We start from the raw sequence: 19,985 nt of genomic DNA, 5'->3' as shown, positions 1-19,985 counted from the left end.
AAGGCTGGCCGGTTCGTATCTTGCGCCATCATCCCTGCACCTTCACGAAGGCACGGGGAAAGACTTGCGGCACCATTCTGTCCTGTTCCCCGTCGCGCTGGACCAGCACGCTGCCGGTGTCGGCGCCGGGCCGGAAGGTGACGGTGGCCCGGATCGCCCCCCCCGTATTATAGCGCAGGGTGCGGTTCAGATCGGTGGTATAGCGGCTGCCATCCGGCCGCCAGCAACTGATCACCGCCTGATCGGCATTGCCGGTGATGCGCAGCAGCGGCGCGCCGGTGATGCCATGCGTCACCTTGCTGCGCACGCCGGGACCGCTGGCGTCGCATTGCAGGTCGCCCGGCGCGAAGATCGAGAATTGCAGGTAGAATTTCTGCGCGGTCGGCTGGAACGGGTCCGAAGGCTCACCCGCGAAGGCGTCCCCCGCGATCATCGCGGCGGCCGAGGCGGCCATCAGAAGCAGTCCGATGCGGTTCATCCATTTCTTCATTTCGCCACCAACAGGCTACCGATGATCGACTTGGCACGGATCTCGTTCCGGCCCAGGACGCAGAAGCTTTGCGCATCGCCCGCCTTCGCGCCGTTGCGGGTCAGATAATCCTCGGCCACGGCATAGATCCGCTTCTTATCGGCCTTGCTGTCCAGGAAAGCATCTATCTGGGCGTTAGAATAGCCCTTGTCCTGGGCATAGCTTTTCAGCTTGCGGGCCTCGCCATAGGCGTAAAGCAAGCGGGCATTGATCGTCGGACAGGTGCGGCGGATACGGTCCGCCACCCGCGCGGCGATCAGCCGGTCATTGATGTATTTCTCCTGGCTAAGTGATTCCAGCGCGGCGGCGGGACTGGCCAGGGTGGCGGCGATCAGCGCGAAGCGCAGGAGGTTCATGGCTTTGGCCTTTCTGTCATGACACCCGGTCATAACACGGCGGGCGCGACGAGGTTCGACACCTTGTCTTGATCGCGGCCCGACCATGCGCCCGCGATCCCCCAGGGGGGCCGCCGCAGCCGCATGTGCGAAAACCAACGCCACGCGCCTTACTCCGCCGCCATGGCGCCCATGCGCCCGGTGCGTTTGGCCTTGATGCGGTCCTCGATTTCCTCGCGGAAGTTGCGGATCAGGCCCTGGATCGGCCAGGCGGCCGCGTCGCCAAGCGCGCAGATGGTATGGCCCTCGACCTGCTTGGTCACGTCGAACAGCATGTCGATCTCTTCGATCTCGGCCTCGCCCCGGACCAGGCGGTCCATGACGCGCATCATCCAGCCCGTGCCCTCGCGGCAGGGGGTGCACTGGCCGCAGCTTTCATGCTTGAAGAACTTGCTGAGCCGCCAGATCGCCTTCACCACGTCGGTGGACTGGTCCATCACGATCATGCAGGCGGTGCCGAAGGACGAGCGCAACTCGCGCATGCCGTCGTAATCCATGATGGCGTTCTCGCACATCTCGGCCGTCAGCACCGGGCATGAGGCACCGCCTGGGATCACCGCCTTCAGGTTCTTCCAGCCGCCGCGCACGCCGCCGCCATGTTTCTCGATCAACTCGCGCATGGGGATGGACATGGTCTCCTCGACCACGCAGGGGGTGTTGATATGGCCCGTCATGCCGAAAAGCTTGACCCCGGCATTGTTCGGACGGCCGAAGCCCGCGAACCATTGCGCGCCGCGGCGCAGGATGGTCGGCACCACCGCGATAGATTCGACATTGTTCACCGTGGTCGGACAGCCGTAAAGCCCCGCCCCCGCCGGGAAGGGCGGTTTCATCCGGGGCATGCCCTTCTTGCCCTCAAGCGATTCCAGCAGCGCGGTTTCCTCGCCGCAAATATAGGCTCCGGCGCCGTGATGCAGGTAAAGGTCGAAGTCCCATCCCGAACCGGCCGCGTTACGGCCCAGCAGGCCCGCGTCATAGCATTCGTCGATGGCGGCTTGCAGCGCCTCTTTCTCGCGGATGAACTCGCCCCGGATGTAGATATAGGCGGCATGCGCGCCCATGGCAAAGCTGGCGATCAGCGCGCCCTCGATCAGGGTATGCGGATCATGGCGCATGATCTCGCGGTCCTTGCAGGTCGCGGGCTCGGATTCGTCGGCGTTGATCACCAGATAGGACGGGCGGCCATCCGTTTCCTTGGGCATGAAGGACCATTTCATGCCGGTCGGAAAGCCCGCGCCGCCTCGGCCGCGCAGGCCCGAGGCCTTCATCTCGTTGACGATGCCGTCGCGGCCCCTGGCGATGATGGCGGCGGTGCCGTCCCAGCAGCCGCGCTTTCTGGCCCCGGCCAGGCTGCGGTCGCCCATGCCGTAGATGTTCGTAAAGATCCGGTCCTGATCGTTCAGCATCGTCGTCTTATCCTTGTCCCTGCGAGGACGCATCGCGCCGCCGCCAGATCCGCCAGGTCACCAGAAGCGACCAGATCAAGGCCCCCATCGCCAGAAGATCGGCGAGAAAGGCATATTTCGCGGGCCAGCCCATCCGGCCCCCCAGCCATTGCATCCCCAGCCAACTGAGCATGGTCACGGCGATCACCACCCCGACCAGGCGCATCTGCCCGGCTTGCGCCGCCCCCACCCTTTCAGGCGGCGGCGGCCTATCCTTCGGCGCGCGGGGCTTCAAGTCGCCTCGCCGCGTTCGACCTTGCGCGAATGCTCGGTCTTGCCGCCCTGGGCCAGGATACGGGCCTGACCCACCCAGTCATCCGTCTCGATCCGCCCGCCCATGCGGCCCAGCCTCTGGGCGAAATCCGCCACCTGCGCCGCGTCCCAGGCCGCGATCTGGGCAAAGCGGGTCACTCCATTTTCGTGGAGCCAGTCCGAAAGCTTCGGCCCGACCCCCTTGATCTGGCGCAGGTCGTCCGACACCGCGGCCTGCGGTTCCGGCGCCTGGGCCGCGACCTTGGGCATCGCCCCCGCGACCAGCGGCATCTGCGCGGCAAAGCTGACCGCCTCCGGCCCAACGGACGATACCAGCAGAGCCTCGGGCTGACGCTCGGCAACCTCGCGCTCCCAATCGGTGCGGGTCAGCCCCTCGGGGCCGGCGACCAGATCGGGCCGCTCCTGGCAGACCAGCCAGACCATCATCGCACCGAACAGAACCCCGGTCACGATGCCCAGGAACAGTCCTCCGCCCCAAGCCAGATCCCCGATGCCCGAGGTGAACAACAGCACCACGACCCCGGCGATCGCGCCCGAGACCCAGCAGTTCCTGTTGCACACCAACCGATCCATCGTCACATCCCCCGTTGCGGCCCCCTGTCGCGGCCAAGCCTCAGCCGTTGATACCATCCTTTTCCGTCACGGTCGCCTCTTGGCTGCGCAGCCATGGCGTGGTGATCGGAACCTCGGTCCCGTCGATCCGCTTGATCGTCTCGCCCAGCCGCACCGCGCGCGCGACGCTGCCATTATATTGCTCGCCGCCCTTCAGACCCGCCAGGGCGGTCGGCCCGCCAAGCGCCTCGGACGAGAAGCGGCCGTTCTGCGGGCCGGGCACGGGCACCTCGCCGGCGGTGAAGCTGTCGATCAGCGCCGCCAGTTTCTCGGCGGTCAGATCCTCGTAGAAATCCTTGCCGATCTGGGCCATGGGCGCATTGGTGCAGGCGCCCAGACACTCGACCTCTTCCCATGAGAAGCGCCCGTCCGCCGACAGCGTATGCGACGAGGGGGCGATCTTGTCCTTGCAGACCCGGATCAGATCCTCGGCCCCGCAGATCATGCAGGTCGTGGTGCCGCAGATCTGGATATGCGCAACGCTTCCAACGGGATAAAGCTGAAACATGAAGTAGAAGGTGGCGACTTCCAGCACCCGGATATAGGCCATGCCCAGAAGGTTGCCGACATATTCGATAGCCGGGCGCGACAGCCAGCCTTCCTGTTCCTGCGCCCGCCACAGGACCGGGATCACCGCCGATTGCTGGCGGCCTTCCGGGTATTTGGTCATCTGCGCCCGCGCCCATTCCAGGTTGGCGGGGGTGAATTCGAAACTTTCAGGCTGGATGGGGGACAGACGGCGCAGCATCAGCGGTCAACCTCTCCGAAAACGATATCAAGAGTGGCGATGATCGCCGGAACATCGGCCAGCATATGGCCCTTGGACATCCAGTCGATGGACTGGAGATGGGCGAAACCCGGTGCCCGCAGCTTGGCGCGCCAGGGCTTGTTCGTGCCATCCGCGACCAGATAGACGCCGAATTCGCCCTTGGGCGCCTCGACGGCGGCATAGACCTCGCCCGCCGGAACCTTGAAGCCCTCGGTGTAAAGCTTGAAGTGATGGATCAGACTTTCCATGTCGCGCTTCATGTCGCTGCGCTTGGGCGGCGTCAGCTTGCCGCGCGCCAGCACGTCGCCCGCAGGCTCGGCCCGCAGCTTTTTCACCGCCTGCTTCATGATCTTGCAGGATTCGCGCATCTCTTGCATGCGAATCAGGTAGCGGTCGTAGCAATCGCCGTTCCGGCCGACCGGGATCTGGAAATCGAACTCATCATAGCATTCATAGGGCTGGCTGCGGCGCAGGTCCCAGGCCAGGCCCGAGCCACGCACCATCACCCCAGTATAGCCCCAATCCAGACAGTCCTGCTCGGTCACGATGCCGATATCGACAAGGCGCTGCTTGACGATGCGATTCTCGGTCAGAAGCGTGTTCAGGTCATCGCAAAGGTTCGGGAAACTCTCGCACCATTCCTCGATATCGTCCAGAAGCTCGGGCGTCAGATCCTGGTGAACACCGCCGGGCCGGAAATAGGCCGCGTGCAGCCGCGCGCCACAGGCACGTTCGTAGAACACCATCAACTGCTCGCGCGCCTCGAACCCCCAAAGCGGAGGCGTCAGCGCGCCGATGTCCAGCATCCCAGTTGTCAGGCCCATCAGGTGGTTCAGGATGCGGCCGATCTCGGAATACAGCACCCGGATCAGGCTGGCGCGGCGCGGCACCACGGTGCCGGTCAGCCGCTCGATCGCCATGCACCAAGCATGTTCCTGGTTCATCGGCGCGACGTAATCCAGCCGGTCGAAATAGGGCAGGTTTTGCAGGTAGGTCCTGCTTTCCATCAGCTTTTCGGTGCCGCGATGCAGCAGGCCGATATGAGGATCGGCGCGCTCGACGATCTCGCCGTCCAGTTCCAGCACCATGCGCAGCACGCCATGGGCAGCCGGGTGCTGGGGGCCGAAGTTGATGTTGAAGTTGCGGATGCTCTGCTCGCCCGTCAGGCTGTCGAGCGAACCGTCGTCATAGTTGTTCTTGCGGATGTCGCCGTCCATGGTCATCCCTCAAATGCGATGCTTGGCCGCATGGGCCGGCTGCGTCACGAAACTCACTTCTTGGCCTCCGGCGCCTTCTCGTCGCCGGGCAGGACGTATTTCGCGCCCTCCCAAGGCGACAGGAAATCGAACTGGCGGTATTCCTGCACCAGCTTGACCGGCTCATAGACGACGCGCTTCTCCACGTCATTCCAGCGCACCTCGGTATAGCCGGTGGTCGGGAAATCCTTGCGCAGCGGATGGCCGCGGAAACCGTAATCCGTCAAGATGCGGCGCAGATCGGGATGGCCCGCGAACAGGATCCCGAACATGTCGAAAATCTCGCGCTCATACCAGTTGGCGCCGGGAAAGACACCCATCAGGCTGGGAGCGATTTCGTCCTCGCGCAGTTGCGCCTTCACCCGGATGCGCTGGTTGCGATACATTGAGAGCAGATGATAGACCAGATCGAAGCGCGCCGGGCGGTTCGGATGGTCCACCGCCGTGATGTCGATCAGGGTTGAAAAGCGGCAATTCGCGTCGTTGCGCAGAAATTCGATGAATCCGACCAGGCCCGAAAGGGTCACGGTCACGGTCAGCTCGCCATAGGCAAGCCCGGTCTCGACCACGTCATTGTCGCGGCGCAGCGCGATATGCTCGGCCAGTTCGCTCAGGGCTTCGGTATCGACCATGGCTTACCTCACCAGAGTGCCGGTGCGCCGGATGCGGCGCTGAAGTTGCAGAATGCCGTAAAGCAGCGCCTCGGCCGTGGGCGGGCAGCCGGGGATATAGATGTCCACCGGCACGATGCGGTCGCAGCCGCGCACCACGGAATAGGAGTAATGGTAATAGCCGCCGCCATTGGCGCAGCTTCCCATGCTGATCACATAGCGCGGCTCGGGCATCTGATCATAGACCTTGCGCAGCGCCGGGGCCATCTTGTTGGTCAAGGTGCCCGCGACGATCATCAGGTCCGACTGGCGCGGAGAGGCGCGCGGCGCGGTGCCGAAACGTTCGACGTCATAGCGCGGCATCGAGGTCTGCATCATCTCGACCGCGCAGCAGGCCAGCCCGAAGGTCATCCAGTGCAGCGAGCCGTTGCGCGCCCAGTTGATGATGTCCTCGGTCGTGGTCAGCAGGAAGCCCTTGTCCTGCAATTCACGGTTCAGCTCGGCCGTGGCGAATTCACGGTCCGCGCCTGCGGTATTGGCTCCGGTCATCACGCCCATTCCAGCGCCCCCTTCTTCCATTCATAGGCGAAGCCGATGGTCAGGACGGCCAGGAAGACCATCATCGACCAGAAGGCCACTTCGGACAAAGCCGCGAAACCCACCGCCCAGGGGAACAGGAAGGCGACCTCCAGGTCGAAGATGATGAACAGGATCGAGACCAGATAGAATCGCACGTCGAACTTCATCCGCGCATCGTCGAAGGCATTGAAGCCGCATTCGTAGGCGCTGACTTTTTCGGGATCCGGGTTGCGGATGGCGACCACGGCGGCGGCGAGAATCAGCACGAGCGCCAGGGCCGAGGCCATTCCCAGAAAGACCAGGATGGGCAGATATTCTTGCAGCAGGTATTCCACTGAGGTTGGGCTCCCTTCAACTCGCAGGAACCCGGTTGGCGCCCCGCGATGGGTTTGGCTGAGGCCCATTTAGCCGCACCCGCAGGCAGGGTCAACGGTGGCGATGGTCTGACGGCCATCCTAGTCGCCAAGCTGTTGTATCGCTAGCGGAATGCAACGGATTTTCAAGAAAATGCCCGGCCGGCGCCCATGGCGTGTTCAATCGCGTATCTGGTCGCTCTTCCCGCCCGGCCCGATCCGGCCAAGATGCGTGTCGCGAAAACCCGATGGCAGCTTCAGCCCCAGCCCAAGCGCGCGGTCCATGCCGACATGCGCAAGCCATAACCCCGAGGCGGCGATGACCTCGATTCCGCCGCCCGCGACGCCCAGCATCATCAGCAGGAAGGGCGCCGCGTAAAGATGCGCCAGATTATAGCCGATGGCGCCTATCCGCCGCCCGGCCAGATAGGCCAGCATCGACAGATCCGGCGCCAGCAAGACCAGCAGCCAGGCCCACCAGGGCCAGCCGGGCGACGCGAAACCCGCCACCGCCACGCCGCCAAGCGCCACCCCGGCGCCCTCGGCCTGCTGCCAGGCGCGGGCGGGCGCGCTCATGTCCGCGCCCCTTGGATCCGCGCCGCCTCGGCCACCAAATCCGCATTGGTGGCGGGCCGACCGTCAGGCAGGGTCACGCAATCCTCAAGCCCGATACGGGTGTCGCAGCCCAGCTCCCTCGCCATGGCGACGAAGGCGAAGGCATTGTCGTCAAAGCCATGCAGCAGAATCGGCACCCCGCCCCGCAGCCGCGCGAAGATCCGCCGGGCGACCGGCGCGATCTCCTCGGCCGGTCCCGCCGGCATCTCGATCAGCGCCCGCAATGCCCGTGGCGGTTCCAGCCCCGCGAGCCTGTCCAGATCCGCCTCGGAGGCCAGGCCAAGCTCGATTCCGATCCCCATCGCGGTCATCAGCGCGATGACCTGGGGCGCGACCGGCTCGGAAAGGTTGACCGAGACGTAATCCGGCCGCTCGGTCCAGCCGCGCATGTCCCGAAGCCGCCCGGCGCGGGGCCGGATCCAATCCCCGGTCGAGATCCCGACCGCCATCCCCGGCACCGCCGCGCGCACGGCCCGAAGATGCGCGGCGACATCGGCGCAGGCCAGCGATTCGCGGCCCACCACATCGCGGGGATGGATGTGCAGGCAATCGGCCCCCGCCCGGCGCGCCGCCACCGCATCCGCCGCCACCGCCTGCGGCGTGACCGGAAGGCTTGGCACCGACAGGGGCCGCGCGCCGTTCAGGCAGCCCTGAATCATTCCGCCGCCCGCTGCCGCGCCGCGGCCAGCATGGGCGCCAGGTAGCGCCCGGTATAGCTTTCGGCGACCTTCGCCACGTCCTCGGGCGTGCCGGTGGCGACGATGCGGCCGCCGCCGTCGCCGCCCTCGGGGCCGATGTCGATGATCCAGTCGGCGGTCTTGATCACGTCCAGGTTATGCTCGATCACCACGACCGTATTGCCCTGGTCGACCAGGGAATGCAGCACTTCCAGCAGCTTCCTCACATCCTCGAAATGCAGGCCCGTGGTCGGTTCGTCCAGGATATACAGCGTCTTGCCGGTCGCGCGGCGCGACAGTTCCTTGGACAGCTTGACCCGCTGCGCCTCGCCGCCCGACAGCGTGGTGGCCTGCTGGCCGACCTTGATATAGCCCAGGCCCACCTCGACCAGCGCATCCATCTTGTCGCGGATCGAGGGCACGGCCTTGAAGAATTCCTGCGCGTCCTCGACCGTCATGTCCAAGACATCGGCGATGGATTTGCCCTTGAAATGCACTTCAAGCGTCTCGCGGTTGTAGCGCCTGCCCTTGCAGGTCTCGCAGGTGACGTAGACATCGGGCAGGAAGTGCATCTCGATCTTGATGACGCCGTCGCCCTGACAGGCCTCGCAGCGGCCGCCCTTGACGTTGAAGCTGAAGCGGCCGGGCTTGTAGCCGCGCGCCTTCGATTCGGGCAGGCCGGCATACCAGTCGCGGATATGGGTATAGGCGCCGGTATAGGTCGCGGGGTTGGAGCGCGGAGTCCGTCCGATGGGCCGCTGGTCGATGTCGATCACCTTGTCCAGCAGTTCCAGCCCCTTGATCGTCTCGCAGGGCGCCGGGGTCTGGCGGGCGCCGTTCAGGCGCAGGCTGGCGGTCTTGAACAGGGTCTCGATCGTCAGCGTCGATTTGCCCCCGCCCGAAACGCCGGTGACGCAGACGAACTTGCCCAAGGGGAATTCGGCGCTGACGTTTTTCAGGTTGTTGCCGGTGGCGCCCACCACCTTGATCGCCTTGCCCTTGCCCTTGCGCCGCTCGGCGGGGACCGCGATCTCGCGCAGGCCGGAAAGATATTGCCCGGTCAGGCTGTCGGGATTGGCCGCGATCTGGCCCGGCGTGCCCTTGGCCACCACCGCGCCGCCATGCACGCCGGCCCCCGGCCCCATGTCGAAGACGTAATCCGCGTGCCGGATCGCATCCTCGTCATGTTCGACCACGATCACCGAATTGCCCTGATCGCGCAGGCCCTTCAGCGTGTCCAGAAGCCGGTCGTTGTCGCGCTGATGCAGGCCGATGCTGGGCTCGTCCAGAACGTAAAGCACGCCCGTCAGCCCGGAGCCGATCTGCGACGCCAGCCGGATGCGCTGGCTTTCGCCGCCCGAAAGCGTGCCGGCCGCGCGGGAAAGCGTCAGGTAATCCAGGCCCACGTTCACCAGAAAACCAAGCCGCTCGCGGATTTCCTTAAGGATCGCCGCCGCGATCTCGTTCTTCTGCTTGCTCAGATGGCGCGGCGCCGTCTCGACCCAGGCCAGCGCCTCGCGGATCGAAAGCTCCGTGACCTGGCCGATATGCGTGCCCGCGATCTTGACCGCCAGCGCCTCGGGCTTCAGCCGATAGCCCTGGCAGACGCCGCAGGGGCGGTTGTTCTGGTATTTCTCGAACTCCTCGCGCACCCATTGGCTGTCGCTTTCGCGCAGCCGGCGCTCCATGTTCGGGATGATGCCCTCGAATGTGCGGGCGATCTCATAGATCCGGCCGGCATCGTCGAAGCGAAAGGGGATCTCTTCGCGCCCCGAGCCGTGCAGGAACATCTGCCGCACTTCCTCGGGCAGGTCCTTCCAGGGCGTTTTCTTGTCAAAGACGTAATGCTTGGCCAGCGCGTTGATCGTCTGGGTGACATAGGCCGATTTCGACTTGGCCCAGGGCGCCAGGGCGCCTTGCGCGATGGAAAGCGCCTGATCCGGCACGATCAGCCGCTCGTCGAAGAACAGCTCGACCCCCAGCCCGTCGCAGGACGGACAGGCCCCGAAAGGCGCGTTGAAGGAAAACAGCCGAGGCTCGATTTCCGGGATGGTGAAGCCGCTGACCGGGCAGGCAAAATTTTCGCTGAAGGTGATGCGCTCGGGCTCGCCCTCGGCCGGGGCGGTTTCCAGCAGCGCGATGCCGTCGGCCAGGTCCAGCGCGGTGCGGAAGCTGTCGGCCAGCCGCGTCTCCATGCCTGCGCGCACCACGATCCGGTCCACCACCACGTCGATATTGTGGCGGAATTTCTTGTCCAGAACCGGCGGCTCGTCCAGCTCATGAAACTGGCCGTTGACCTTGACGCGCTGGAAACCCTGCTTGCGCAGTTCCAGGAATTCCTTTTTATATTCGCCCTTGCGGTCGCGGACGATGGGGGCCAGCAGATAGGCGCGGGTGCCTTCGGGCAGGTCCATCACCCGGTCCACCATGTCCTGCACCTGCTGCGCCTCGATCGGCAGGCCGGTCGCCGGCGAATAGGGCGTGCCGGCGCGGGCGAACAGCAGCCGCAGATAGTCGTAGATTTCCGTCACCGTGCCGACGGTCGAGCGCGGGTTCTTGCTGGTCGTCTTCTGCTCGATGGAAATCGCCGGCGACAGGCCCGAGATATGGTCCACGTCCGGCTTGCCCATCATGTCCAGGAACTGCCGGGCATAGGCCGACAGGCTTTCGACATAGCGCCGCTGCCCCTCGGCATAGATGGTATCGAAGGCCAGGCTGGACTTTCCGCTCCCCGACAGGCCGGTGATCACCACCAACTGGTCGCGCGGAATGTCCATGTCCACGTTCTTGAGATTATGCTCGCGCGCGCCGCGAACTTCGATGAACTTCTGTTCCATCGTGCCGTCCTGATTCCGCCAAGCGCATCAGATAGGCATGATCCGCGAAATGGCAACCGTTAAAGAACATCACGCGAACATTTCCGCTTGCACCCTTGCCGCCAAACAGACAGCATGTGGACAGGACGGGCAAAAGGAGGGTATGCATGGCCAGACAGCATTACACCGGAAGCTGCCAATGCGGCGCCGTCGCCTATGAAGTCGAGGCCGATCTGGACCAGACCGTGACCTGCAACTGTTCGCGCTGCAAGCGGCTGGGGTCGGTGCTGGCCTTCGCGCCGGCTGCGGATTTCTGGCTGACCACCGACGGGCCGGTGACGGAATACCTGTTCAATCGCAAGGCGATCCACCACCTGTTCTGCCCGACCTGCGGCATCGAATCCTATGCGCGCGGCACAGGCCCGGACGGGGCCGAGGTGGTGGCTATCAACGTCAATTGCCTGGAAGGAGTCGATGCCCGCGCGCTGCCCAGCCAGGCGGTGGACGGCGCCAGCTTCTAGCCGCCCGTATGGCTCATGAACCGGGGCACCTGCCCCAAAACATGGCGCCGCGCGTAATCGAAATCGTGGCCCTTGGGCTTGCGCGAGATCGCCTCGCGGACCGCGTCGCGCAGCGGCATGTCGCTTTCGCTGGCGCGCAGGGGCGCGCGCAGGTCGGCGCGATCCTCCTGCCCCAGGCACATGAACAGTTCGCCCGTGCAGGTCAGCCGCACCCGATTGCAGCTTTCGCAGAAATTATGTGTCAGCGGCGTGATGAAACCGATCTTCTGGCCCGTCTCCTCGATGCGGGCATAGCGGGCCGGGCCACCGCTGCGCTCGGCCAGAGGGGTCAGGGTCAGACGCGACTCCAGCCGCCGCCGCAGGTCCGAAAGCGGCCAATACTGGTCCAGCCTCGCCTCTTCGCCCATGTCGCCCATGGGCATCACCTCGATGAAGGTCAGGTCGTGGCCCTGATCGGCGCACCAGTCCAGCAGCGCGAAAAGCTCATCCTCGTTGAAGCCCTTCAAGGCGACGGTGTTGATCTTGACCTGCATCCCGGCGCGGGCAGCGGCCTCGACCCCCTCCAGCACCTGCGGCAGGCGCCCCCATCGGGTGATGCGCGCGAACTTCTCGGCGTCCAGCGTATCGAGCGAGACATTGACCCGCCGCACCCCGCAATCGGCCAGTTCCCCGGCGAAGCGCGCAAGCTGACTGCCATTGGTGGTCAGCGTCAACTCATCAAGCCCCTGCCCCAGATGCCGCGACATGGCGCGAAAGAATTCCATGATGTTGCGCCGCACCAGCGGCTCGCCCCCGGTGACGCGCAGCTTGCGCACGCCCAGTTCGACAAAGACCGAACACAACCTGTCCAGTTCCTCAAGCGTCAGCAGGTCGCGCTTGGGCAGGAACTGCATGTGCTCGGCCATGCAATAGGTGCAGCGGAAATCGCAGCGATCCGTGACCGAGACCCGCAGATACGAGATCGGGCGGGCAAAGGGATCGACCAGGGGGCCATGCGCTTCCATGGCTCCGAAGATAGGGCCGCCGCCCCTGGCGCACAAGCCAGCCGATCCGTTGACGTGGCCGTAACCAGTTTCGCGGGTTGAGGTGGACTTCCTGCCCCGCCCCCGGCTAGCCTTCCCGGCGAATTGAAGGTGAGGAAAGCGATGCACAAGCTGATCCGACTGACCGGCGCCCTGGCCCTTATGGCGCTTGCCGCCTGCGCCCAGAAGCCCGCGACGCAAGCACCGCCGCCGGTCATGCCGGTAATGGTCGACCCCGGCACCGGCCAGCCGGTGATCTCGGGGCCGGTTCTGCAAGGCACGGCGCCCCGCACACCGGGCAAGACCAGCGGCACTTCCTCGATCGGCGAGGGGGCGGCGCTCAGCGTGGCCCAGCTTGACCGCGCCTCGCAGGCCGAACGCGCGCAGGCCGCCGCCGCACCCAGCGGGGGCGAGCGTCGGCTGGGGACCACGGTGGCCTCGCTGGGCGATCCCTCGCTGCCGGGCTTCTGGGTCAAGACACCGCTGGTCGATGCTGAAAGCGCGGGCCGCGTGGTCAATCCCGCGACGGGCAAATCCTCCAAGGTGCGGCTGATCCCCCTGGGCGGTCCGCCGGGCGGCGGTAGCCAGGTCTCGCTCTCGACGCTGCAAATGCTGGGCGCCAGCCTGACCGACCTGCCCACGCTTGAGCTTTTTCAGGGCTAGCCGCGCGTTGGTCGCGTCGAATCGGCTGCTTCCCCTGCCGCACGCGGCGGGTTTTCCCGTGTCGACGCGCCGGATTCCAGTCCCGACCAGACGCCGCATGCGTTCACGGATGCGACGATGCCATCCCAGACCTCCGCGAGGCGCACCAGGTGAAAGCAAACGCTGTGCTTATGGCGGCTCTATTCGCTTGGTTCTGCCCGGCGTTTCTTGCCTTGGAAGCCGCGCAGGTGGGTCTTGGCTGAACAACCAGGCCGGCCCACCAAGCTCACGTCCGGCCAATGACGGCCAATGCACCCCGCCCGGCCCGTCGATTATTCCGCCACGTCGCCGCCACGCGCCTGGCGATTCTCGGGCAGCCAAAGCCCCGCCTCGCGAAGGGCAAAGGGCTTCAGCCGGGCACCATGCACCGCCAGCCAATCGCGCACCCGCCGCGGGTCGTGCTTCGAAAGATCCCGCAGCCACCAGCCGACGGCTTTCTGCACGAACCATTCTGGATCATCGGCCAGGCGCTCCAACCAGATAAGGATGCGATCCCGCGCCGCCACTTCCTGCGGTTTCGGGTTGCGGATACGGGTCCAGGGCAAGGTGCCGACCAAGGCAGCCCGGCGCACCCAGAAATTACCGTGATCCAGCCAGGTCTCTACCTCGTCCAGCCGCTCGGGCGCGGCGATCAGACGCCGCCCGCCCGCGCCCATCGCATGATCCGCGATCGCCCAGGCATCGAAATCGGGCACCCAGGATGCGATCAGCCGCCAGACCTCGGCATCCGGACGGATCCGCGCCTGGGTCAGCAGCTTCGCCGCCGCGACCCGCCCTTCATGCAGGTCGCTGGCCCACAGGATCCGCGCCAGATCCAGGCGCGCCTCAAGCGGCATCCCCTCGCGCCAGCCGCGCGCCAAGGCGTCGATCACCGGCACCGGCACGCCCAGATAGACGCGCGGGGCCTTATGATAGGCGGCCATTTCGGCGGCCCGGTCCGCATCGCCCAAGGCGCGCAATTCCATCAACTGCGGGATCTCATGCTGGTCCATCGGGGCCTCCTGTCGCCTGGGACCGCTTGAACCGCGCGGCTTGCGATTTGTCAAACCCCGGAACCCGCCGCCCAGGTCCCAGCCTTCCCTTCGCAGCAACAGGAAGATCGCCACGACCAGTGCAGACATGACCACCACGGACATCGCCACCCAGTCCGCAACATCCCGAAAGGACACTTTCTGAAACCACCTTGAAGGCACCAATGCCGGCATGCTCGGCAGCGCGCGGCGACTGAAGCTTGCCCCGATGTCGCATCATGCCGAACCGGATATGGGCAAGCATTTCACGCTGACCGTCCAGGACGGGCCAGGGCGCGCCGCCCCGGCACCGCCGGCATACGCCCGATCAGACGCCAGTGACGCGCCAGATCACATCCCCCACGTCATCGGCCATCAAAAGCGAGCGTCCGTCCGGCCCGACCGCCACGCCGACCGGGCGGCCATAAGAAAACTTCTCGTCCGGGCTGAGAAAGCCGGTCAGGATGTCGCGCGGCGGACCCGAGGGCTTGCCGCCCGCGAAAGGCACGAAAACCAGCCGATAGCCGCTGAGCGTGGCCCGGTTCCAGGAGCCGTGCTGCCCGATCACCATCCCCGCGCCGAAGCCCGGCAGCGTTCCCTCGGGCATCCAGCACAGTCCCAGCGAGGCGGTATGCCCGCCCAACGCGTAATCGGGCCGCAGCGCCGTCGTCACCATGGCCGGATCCTGCGGCACCCGGTCATCGACGATCTGCCCCCAATAGCAATAGGGCCAGCCATAGAAGCCGCCCTCCTGCACCGAGGTCAGATAGTCGGGCGGCGTCTCATCGCCCAGGCCGTCCCGCTCGTTCACCACGGTCCACAGCGCGCCGGTCTCTGGCTCCCATGCCAGGCCCACCGGGTTGCGCAGGCCGCTGGCAAAGACCCGCGCCGCGCCGCTGGCCAGGTCCAGTTCCCAGATCGCGGCCCGGCCCTCCTCGACCTGCATGCCGTCGTCGGCGATATTGCTGAGCGAGCCCACACCCGCATAGATCCGGCCCCGGTCGGGCGAGACGATCAGGCTGCGCGTCCAATGCCCGTCCGGCTTGAATTCGACCAGCCGCCGCCCCGACCCTTCAAGCCGCGTCGCGCCCTCGGCATAAGGAAAGGCCAGAATGCCGTCGGTATTGCCCAGATAGAAGGTCCCGCCGACCAGGGCCATGCCGAAGGGCTGGTTCTGGTTCTCGACAAAGACGTGGCGCTCTTCGGCTATGCCATCGCCATCGGGATCGCGCCAAAGGCTGACCCGATTCGCGCTGTGCCCGATCGCCCTCGCCCGGCGCATGGTCGAGACCATGGCATGATCCAGCAAGGTCTTCGGCGGACGCTCGGCCTGCAATGCCTCGGCGACCAGCACGTCGCCATTGGGCAGCACCTCGATCCAGCGCGGATGCTGCAATTGCGTGGCGAAGGCATTCACCCGCAGCCCCGGCGCCGCCTGCGGGACCTGTCCCGGCGCCCAGCCCCGCGCCGTGGGCATCTTCAGCGTCATGATCCCCTGTTCGCGCGCCTGGGGGATCTGCGGCGCGCTGCCCACCGCCTGGACCTTGGGGGAATCCTTGCGCCGCAGCGCCACCATCGCCGCCCCCACCAGTTCGGTCGCCTTAGCCATCAGATCCATCTTGCCCGCCTTGTCCTGCACCGTTCCATGCCCGTCAGGCTAAAGCAGCCGACCGCCCTTGTCACCGGGATTTGGTATACCATCTTTTTCCCGAGAATTTCTATCAACTAATTGAAATCAGTTATTTTTTTATTGACGCCCCCAGGGCTTTCATCTAAATGGACCACAAGACAGCGCGCCAGCCTTTCGCCAGCAAGCTTTCGACCGGATCAACGCCAGCAAGGAGTGCGGCAGCATCGCCGAAACCGCCCGCATATGATGCAGGCCGGCTCGCCACTCAGACACTCCCAGCCCGCCCTTTCCGACCAGAAATTCCAGCCATGCCACGCATGGCCCAGCAGTTACCGCCCCGCAGGCGGTCCTCCGGGGTTTATACCTTACCTTGTTAACCATTCCCCCGGAGCAGAATGCGGCCTAGCCGGCCACCAGCCGCTCCAGGCTGGCGCGGACCCGGTCGGCGTCCTCCTGATAGCCGATCAGCCCGCTATAGCGCCCGTCCCGGTCGAACAGCAGCACCATGGCAGAATGGTCCATCGTGTAGTCGCCCCCCTCCAGCGCCGCCTTGCGGGCATAGACCCGAAACGCCTTCAGCGCCTTGGCGATCTCCTCGGGCGAGCCCGAGACACCCTGCACCCCCGGCACCCACGAGACGTAATCCCGCATCACCTCGGGCGAATCACGCTCGGGGTCCACGGTGACCAGGAAGACCCGCAGCGTTTTTCCCGCCCGCGCCAGATCCTCCTGCCAGCCCGAGATGTCGCCCAGCGTGGTCGGGCAGACATCGGGGCAATGGGTGAAGCCGAAGAACACCGCCGTCGGCTGCCCCTTCAGGCTGTCCTGGGTAAAGGGCTGGCCATCCCCGGTCACCAGCCGGTAATCGCCGCGCCCCAGATTGGCCATGCCGCCATCGGACAGCGCCTGCAAGCGCGGCGAGATCACCTGCACCCAGGCCAGACCGATCAGCGCCAGCGCCACCAGCGCCCAAAGCGCCAGGCGGATGGGCCGCAGCCCCGATTTCACGCTCATTCATGACCTCCCGTCGCATCCAAAGGCCCCACGGCAAGCTGAACCTCGATCCGACCCGCCCTCTCGAACCGCAGTTTGACGGGCAGGCGCGCGCCCTCGACCAGCGGGGCCTTCAGCGCCATCAGCATCAGATGCGCCCCGCCCGGCCGCAGATCGACCGTGGCGCCGGCGGGGATCTCGATCCCCTTGGGCAGCGGGCGCATCCGCATCACCCCGTCCCGCATCGCCATCCGGTGGATCTCGACCCGGCCGGCGGCGGGACTTTCCGCGCCCAGCAGCCGATCCGGCACCCGGCCCTGGTTCTGGATGGACAGATACCCCGTGCCCACCGGCGCATGGGGCGGCGTGGCGCGACCATAGCCCCGCGAGATCACCAGATCGCCCAGCATCACCGGCATGGGGATCGCCCCGGCATGGCCGGAATGCGCCTGCGCCCAGACATCTGGGACGTGCAGCGCCAGCGCCGCAAGCGTGGCCAGAAAGATTGTCCTCATGCCTCGCTCCTTTCCGAATGCGGGCCATGCCGCAAGCAGACCACCCCTGCTGCTGCCAGATTTTCACCGGATTGGAAAGATCGAGGGATATGAGGGGGAAAGAGCGTGCCGGGCGGAAGGGGCACTGCAACCACCGTCTGGCACGCTTGCTTCGAAAAGCTCTGTTCCCGGCTCTCTTAAGGACGCGGCAAGACGCCGCGGCCCACGATGGCTATAAAAACCCAACCCTTGGGCAAAACTGCCTAAGCCCTGGGACCTCTCAGGTAGCGGGCCGGATTTGCCACTTCAAGGCGTATGTGCGCGTGCAATCCCAAAGCGGCGGAAAACACCCGATCCGACTGGAGGTCTGCAAGAATTTTCCGCAAAAAACGGTCGTTCAACGCGGCTATTCCCACCAGCGGTCGATGGCCGCGATATCGGCATCCGACCAGCCGAAGTGATGCGCGAATTCATGCACCACGACATGGGCGACCAGCGCGCCCAGCGTCACGTCGCCGCGCGCGGACCATTCGTCCAGGATGGCGCGGCGGAACAGCCAGACCGTATCCGGGAAATGCTGCGGTTCGCTCGGGCTTTTCTCGGTCATGGGCACGCCATCGTAAAGCCCGGTAAGTTCCAGCGGATCGTCGATCTGCAACTCGTCCAGGAACTCCTCGCTGGCGAAATCCTCGATGCGCAGCACCACCTCGCGCGCGGGGCCGGCGAATTCGGGCGGCAGGCCGGCGATGGCCTCGCGCGCCAGTTCCTCGATCAGGCCCGCGTCGGGCGCCTCGGCATTCTTCCAGTCAAGCATCTGCTAACCTCGTCTTTGGCCCAGATATGGACAAAAACCGCCGTTTGTGAAAGAGCGAAGCCCACAGGAGACCCCCATGACCATCACCCGTTTCGCCCCTTCGCCCACCGGCCACATCCATGTCGGCAATCTGCGCACCGCGCTGATGAACTATCTGATCGCACGCAAGGCGGGCGGCAGCTTCATCCTGCGCCTGGACGATACCGACCGCGAACGTTCGAAACAGGAATATGCGGACGGCATCCAGCGGGATCTGGAATGGCTGGGCCTGGACTGGGACCGGATCGAGCGTCAGTCCGACCGCCTGGACCGCTATGCCGAGGCCGCCCGCGACCTGCGCGATGCCGGACGCCTTTACGAAGTGTTCGAAACGCCGACCGAGCTGGACCTTAAGCGCAAGAAGCAGCTCAATATGGGCAAGCCCCCGGTCTATGACCGCGCGGGCCTGAGCCTTTCGGATGAGGCGCGCGAAAAACTGCGGGCCGAGGGGCGGGACGGCTATTGGCGCTTCCTTCTGGACCAGGAACGCATCGAATGGGCCGATGGCATCCTGGGCGACATCTCGATCGACGCGGCAAGCGTGTCGGATCCGGTGCTGATCCGCGCCGATGGGCAGGTGCTTTACACCTTCGCCTCGTCCGTCGATGACGCCGACATGGGCGTGACCCATATCGTGCGCGGCGCCGACCATGTGACGAATACGGCGACACAGATCCAGATCATCCGCGCGCTTGGCGCGACGCCCCCCAGCTTCGCCCATCACAGCCTGCTGACCGGCCCCCAGGGCGAGGAACTGTCCAAGCGCCTGGGCACCCTGTCGCTGAGGGACCTGCGCGAGAATGGCGTCGCCCCCGAGGCGCTTCTGTCGCTGATGGCACGGCTTGGCTCATCGCAGCCGGTCGAACTGCGCATGAGCCTGGACGAACTGGCCGAAGGATTCGATCCCGCGCAATTCGGCGCCTCGCCGACCAAGTTCGACGCCGAGGATCTCTGGCCTCTGACGCGCGAGGCGAACCAGGCCCGCCCCTTCGCCGAGGTGCGCGACCACATCCTGGCCCTTGGCGTGCCCGAGGATCAGGCCGAGCGGTTCTGGCGCGTGGCCTCGCAGAACATCACCCGGCTGGACGACCTGGCGGGCTGGTGGCGGATCTTCTCGCAAGGGGCCGAGCCGCAGATCGACCCGGAAGATGCCGAATTCGTGGCCCAGGCCATGACCCTGCTGCCGCCCCCGCCCTATACCGAGGCAAGCTGGTCCCAGTTCACCACCGCGGTCAAAGAGGCCACGGGCCGCAAGGGCAAGGCCCTGTTCATGCCGCTGCGCAAGGCCCTGACCGGCCAATCCCACGGCCCGGACATGTCCGAGGTGATGCCGCTTTTGCAGGTCATCCGCGCGCGGGGCTGACTCGCCCCTTACAGGGGAGCCGACGGATCGCCGCGAAAACCACGGCAAGGCGTCCTTGTGCCGCGTCGTCACAGCTTCGACCTGGCCTCATGTGCCGGCCCCCGCTTGCACCTTGGCGCCGGCGGATTCGCCGCGCCGACCTCCGGCGCGGCATCGGGCACAGCGCGGCCAGGCCCTCGTCTCGCCATCGCCCTGTCTGGCTTACGGCTTCATGCCGCGCCCATATCTATGCCCATCTCAGGAAATGTTGGACTTTCCCGCGCCCGGCGTATCGCGCCACACGCGCGGTCGTCCGACGCCCCAAAACACTTCTCCGGGAAATCCGTGAATGCGAAAAAACTGCCGCCAACCCCCTTGACCCTTCCAGGCACACGCCGTAGTTAGCCCGCACTCCGTGGCGGAGTAGCTCAGCTGGTTAGAGCAGAGGAATCATAATCCTTGTGTCGGGGGTTCAAATCCCTCCTCCG

At 65.6% G+C, this 19,985-nt stretch carries 21 protein-coding genes and 1 pseudogene; 3 read left to right on the top strand and 19 right to left on the bottom strand.

The window, feature by feature from the left end:
• Nucleotides 1–28: 28 nt before the first annotated feature.
• The 13 genes and pseudogenes from QM682_RS08675 to uvrA form a co-directional block, all read right to left on the bottom strand.
• The gene (locus QM682_RS08675; RefSeq protein ID WP_415128789.1) at nt 29–478 is read right to left on the bottom strand and encodes a hypothetical protein; all 450 of its coding nucleotides are present in this window, start codon (nt 476–478) and stop codon (nt 29–31) included.
• Nucleotides 479–486: 8 nt separating this feature from the next.
• Entirely contained in the window at nt 487–885 is a 399-nt protein-coding gene (locus QM682_RS08670; RefSeq protein ID WP_415128787.1) for a DUF5333 domain-containing protein, read from the bottom strand.
• Nucleotides 886–1,034: 149 nt separating this feature from the next.
• Entirely contained in the window at nt 1,035–2,330 is a 1,296-nt protein-coding gene (gene nuoF / locus QM682_RS08665) for an NADH-quinone oxidoreductase subunit NuoF (RefSeq protein WP_415128785.1), read from the bottom strand.
• Between the two features lie 7 nt (nt 2,331–2,337).
• Nucleotides 2,338–2,559 (bottom strand): DUF5337 domain-containing protein, encoded by a 222-nt coding sequence (locus tag QM682_RS08660; protein ID WP_415128783.1) that lies wholly within the window; start codon nt 2,557–2,559, stop codon nt 2,338–2,340.
• A 41-nt stretch (nt 2,560–2,600) separates the two neighbouring features.
• Entirely contained in the window at nt 2,601–3,215 is a 615-nt protein-coding gene (locus tag QM682_RS08655; protein ID WP_415128781.1) for a hypothetical protein, read from the bottom strand.
• Nucleotides 3,216–3,297: 82 nt separating this feature from the next.
• Nucleotides 3,298–4,002, bottom strand: a pseudogene (nuoE, locus tag QM682_RS08650) (NADH-quinone oxidoreductase subunit NuoE); the annotation flags it as partial.
• Nucleotides 4,002–5,240 carry an NADH-quinone oxidoreductase subunit D gene (locus tag QM682_RS08645; RefSeq protein ID WP_415128779.1) on the bottom strand — a complete coding sequence of 413 codons (1,239 nt, stop codon included), beginning with the start codon at nt 5,238–5,240 and terminating at the stop codon, nt 4,002–4,004. The gene QM682_RS08645 and the pseudogene nuoE, both read right to left, overlap by 1 nt.
• Nucleotides 5,241–5,293: 53 nt before the next feature.
• Entirely contained in the window at nt 5,294–5,911 is a 618-nt protein-coding gene (locus tag QM682_RS08640; protein WP_415128777.1) for an NADH-quinone oxidoreductase subunit C, read from the bottom strand.
• A 3-nt stretch (nt 5,912–5,914) separates the two neighbouring features.
• On the bottom strand, nt 5,915–6,439 hold the full coding sequence (locus tag QM682_RS08635; protein WP_415128775.1) for a NuoB/complex I 20 kDa subunit family protein: 525 nt from the start codon (nt 6,437–6,439) through the stop codon (nt 5,915–5,917).
• On the bottom strand, nt 6,439–6,804 hold the full coding sequence (locus QM682_RS08630) for an NADH-quinone oxidoreductase subunit A (protein ID WP_415128773.1): 366 nt from the start codon (nt 6,802–6,804) through the stop codon (nt 6,439–6,441). Before QM682_RS08630 ends, QM682_RS08635 begins: the two co-directional genes overlap by 1 nt.
• A 198-nt stretch (nt 6,805–7,002) precedes the next feature.
• On the bottom strand, nt 7,003–7,398 hold the full coding sequence (locus QM682_RS08625) for a DUF4260 domain-containing protein (RefSeq protein WP_415128771.1): 396 nt from the start codon (nt 7,396–7,398) through the stop codon (nt 7,003–7,005).
• Nucleotides 7,395–8,096 carry a 3-keto-5-aminohexanoate cleavage protein gene (locus QM682_RS08620; RefSeq protein WP_415128769.1) on the bottom strand — a complete coding sequence of 234 codons (702 nt, stop codon included), beginning with the start codon at nt 8,094–8,096 and terminating at the stop codon, nt 7,395–7,397. Before QM682_RS08620 ends, QM682_RS08625 begins: the two co-directional genes overlap by 4 nt.
• Nucleotides 8,093–10,951 carry an excinuclease ABC subunit UvrA gene (gene uvrA / locus QM682_RS08615; protein ID WP_415128767.1) on the bottom strand — a complete coding sequence of 953 codons (2,859 nt, stop codon included), beginning with the start codon at nt 10,949–10,951 and terminating at the stop codon, nt 8,093–8,095. Before uvrA ends, QM682_RS08620 begins: the two co-directional genes overlap by 4 nt.
• Before the next feature lie 146 nt (nt 10,952–11,097).
• Between uvrA and QM682_RS08610 the strand changes: the two genes are divergently transcribed.
• A complete protein-coding gene (locus QM682_RS08610) occupies nt 11,098–11,451 on the top strand; it encodes a GFA family protein (protein WP_415128765.1) in 354 nt (117 codons plus the stop codon).
• On the opposite strand, the gene moaA is transcribed toward QM682_RS08610, so the two are convergent.
• On the bottom strand, nt 11,448–12,455 hold the full coding sequence (moaA, locus tag QM682_RS08605; protein ID WP_415128763.1) for a GTP 3',8-cyclase MoaA: 1,008 nt from the start codon (nt 12,453–12,455) through the stop codon (nt 11,448–11,450). The two genes, QM682_RS08610 and moaA, sit on opposite strands and share 4 nt — an antisense overlap.
• A gap of 141 nt (nt 12,456–12,596) precedes the next feature.
• Between moaA and QM682_RS08600 the strand changes: the two genes are divergently transcribed.
• Nucleotides 12,597–13,136, top strand: coding sequence for a hypothetical protein (locus tag QM682_RS08600; RefSeq protein WP_415128761.1), 540 nt, complete (start codon nt 12,597–12,599; stop codon nt 13,134–13,136).
• A 311-nt stretch (nt 13,137–13,447) separates the two neighbouring features.
• Here QM682_RS08600 and QM682_RS08595 read toward each other — a convergent pair whose 3' ends face one another.
• The 5 genes from QM682_RS08595 to QM682_RS08575 all read right to left on the bottom strand — a co-directional run bounded on the left by QM682_RS08595 (nt 13,448) and on the right by QM682_RS08575 (nt 18,116).
• Entirely contained in the window at nt 13,448–14,167 is a 720-nt protein-coding gene (locus QM682_RS08595) for a DNA alkylation repair protein (protein ID WP_415128759.1), read from the bottom strand.
• Nucleotides 14,168–14,513: 346 nt separating this feature from the next.
• Complete coding sequence (locus tag QM682_RS08590; protein ID WP_415128757.1) at nt 14,514–15,803, bottom strand: PQQ-dependent sugar dehydrogenase; 1,290 nt, start codon at nt 15,801–15,803, stop codon at nt 14,514–14,516.
• A 414-nt stretch (nt 15,804–16,217) separates the two neighbouring features.
• Nucleotides 16,218–16,829: an SCO family protein gene (locus tag QM682_RS08585; protein ID WP_415128755.1), complete on the bottom strand. Its 612-nt coding sequence runs from the start codon at nt 16,827–16,829 to the stop codon at nt 16,218–16,220.
• Nucleotides 16,826–17,323, bottom strand: a complete 498-nt coding sequence (locus QM682_RS08580; protein WP_415128753.1) for a copper chaperone PCu(A)C — start codon at nt 17,321–17,323, stop codon at nt 16,826–16,828. The genes QM682_RS08585 and QM682_RS08580 overlap by 4 nt, the downstream gene beginning before the upstream one ends.
• A gap of 385 nt (nt 17,324–17,708) precedes the next feature.
• Nucleotides 17,709–18,116 (bottom strand): metallopeptidase family protein, encoded by a 408-nt coding sequence (locus tag QM682_RS08575; protein WP_415128751.1) that lies wholly within the window; start codon nt 18,114–18,116, stop codon nt 17,709–17,711.
• A 76-nt stretch (nt 18,117–18,192) separates the two neighbouring features.
• Between QM682_RS08575 and gltX the strand changes: the two genes are divergently transcribed.
• The gene (gene gltX, locus QM682_RS08570; protein ID WP_415128749.1) at nt 18,193–19,518 is read left to right on the top strand and encodes a glutamate--tRNA ligase; all 1,326 of its coding nucleotides are present in this window, start codon (nt 18,193–18,195) and stop codon (nt 19,516–19,518) included.
• The last annotated feature ends 467 nt before the right edge of the window (nt 19,519–19,985 follow it).

The organism is Paracoccus sp. (in: a-proteobacteria), assembly GCF_047605025.1.
Classification (GTDB): Bacteria; Pseudomonadota; Alphaproteobacteria; order Rhodobacterales; family Rhodobacteraceae; genus Paracoccus.
This window is presented reverse-complemented; position numbering and strand designations above follow the sequence as displayed.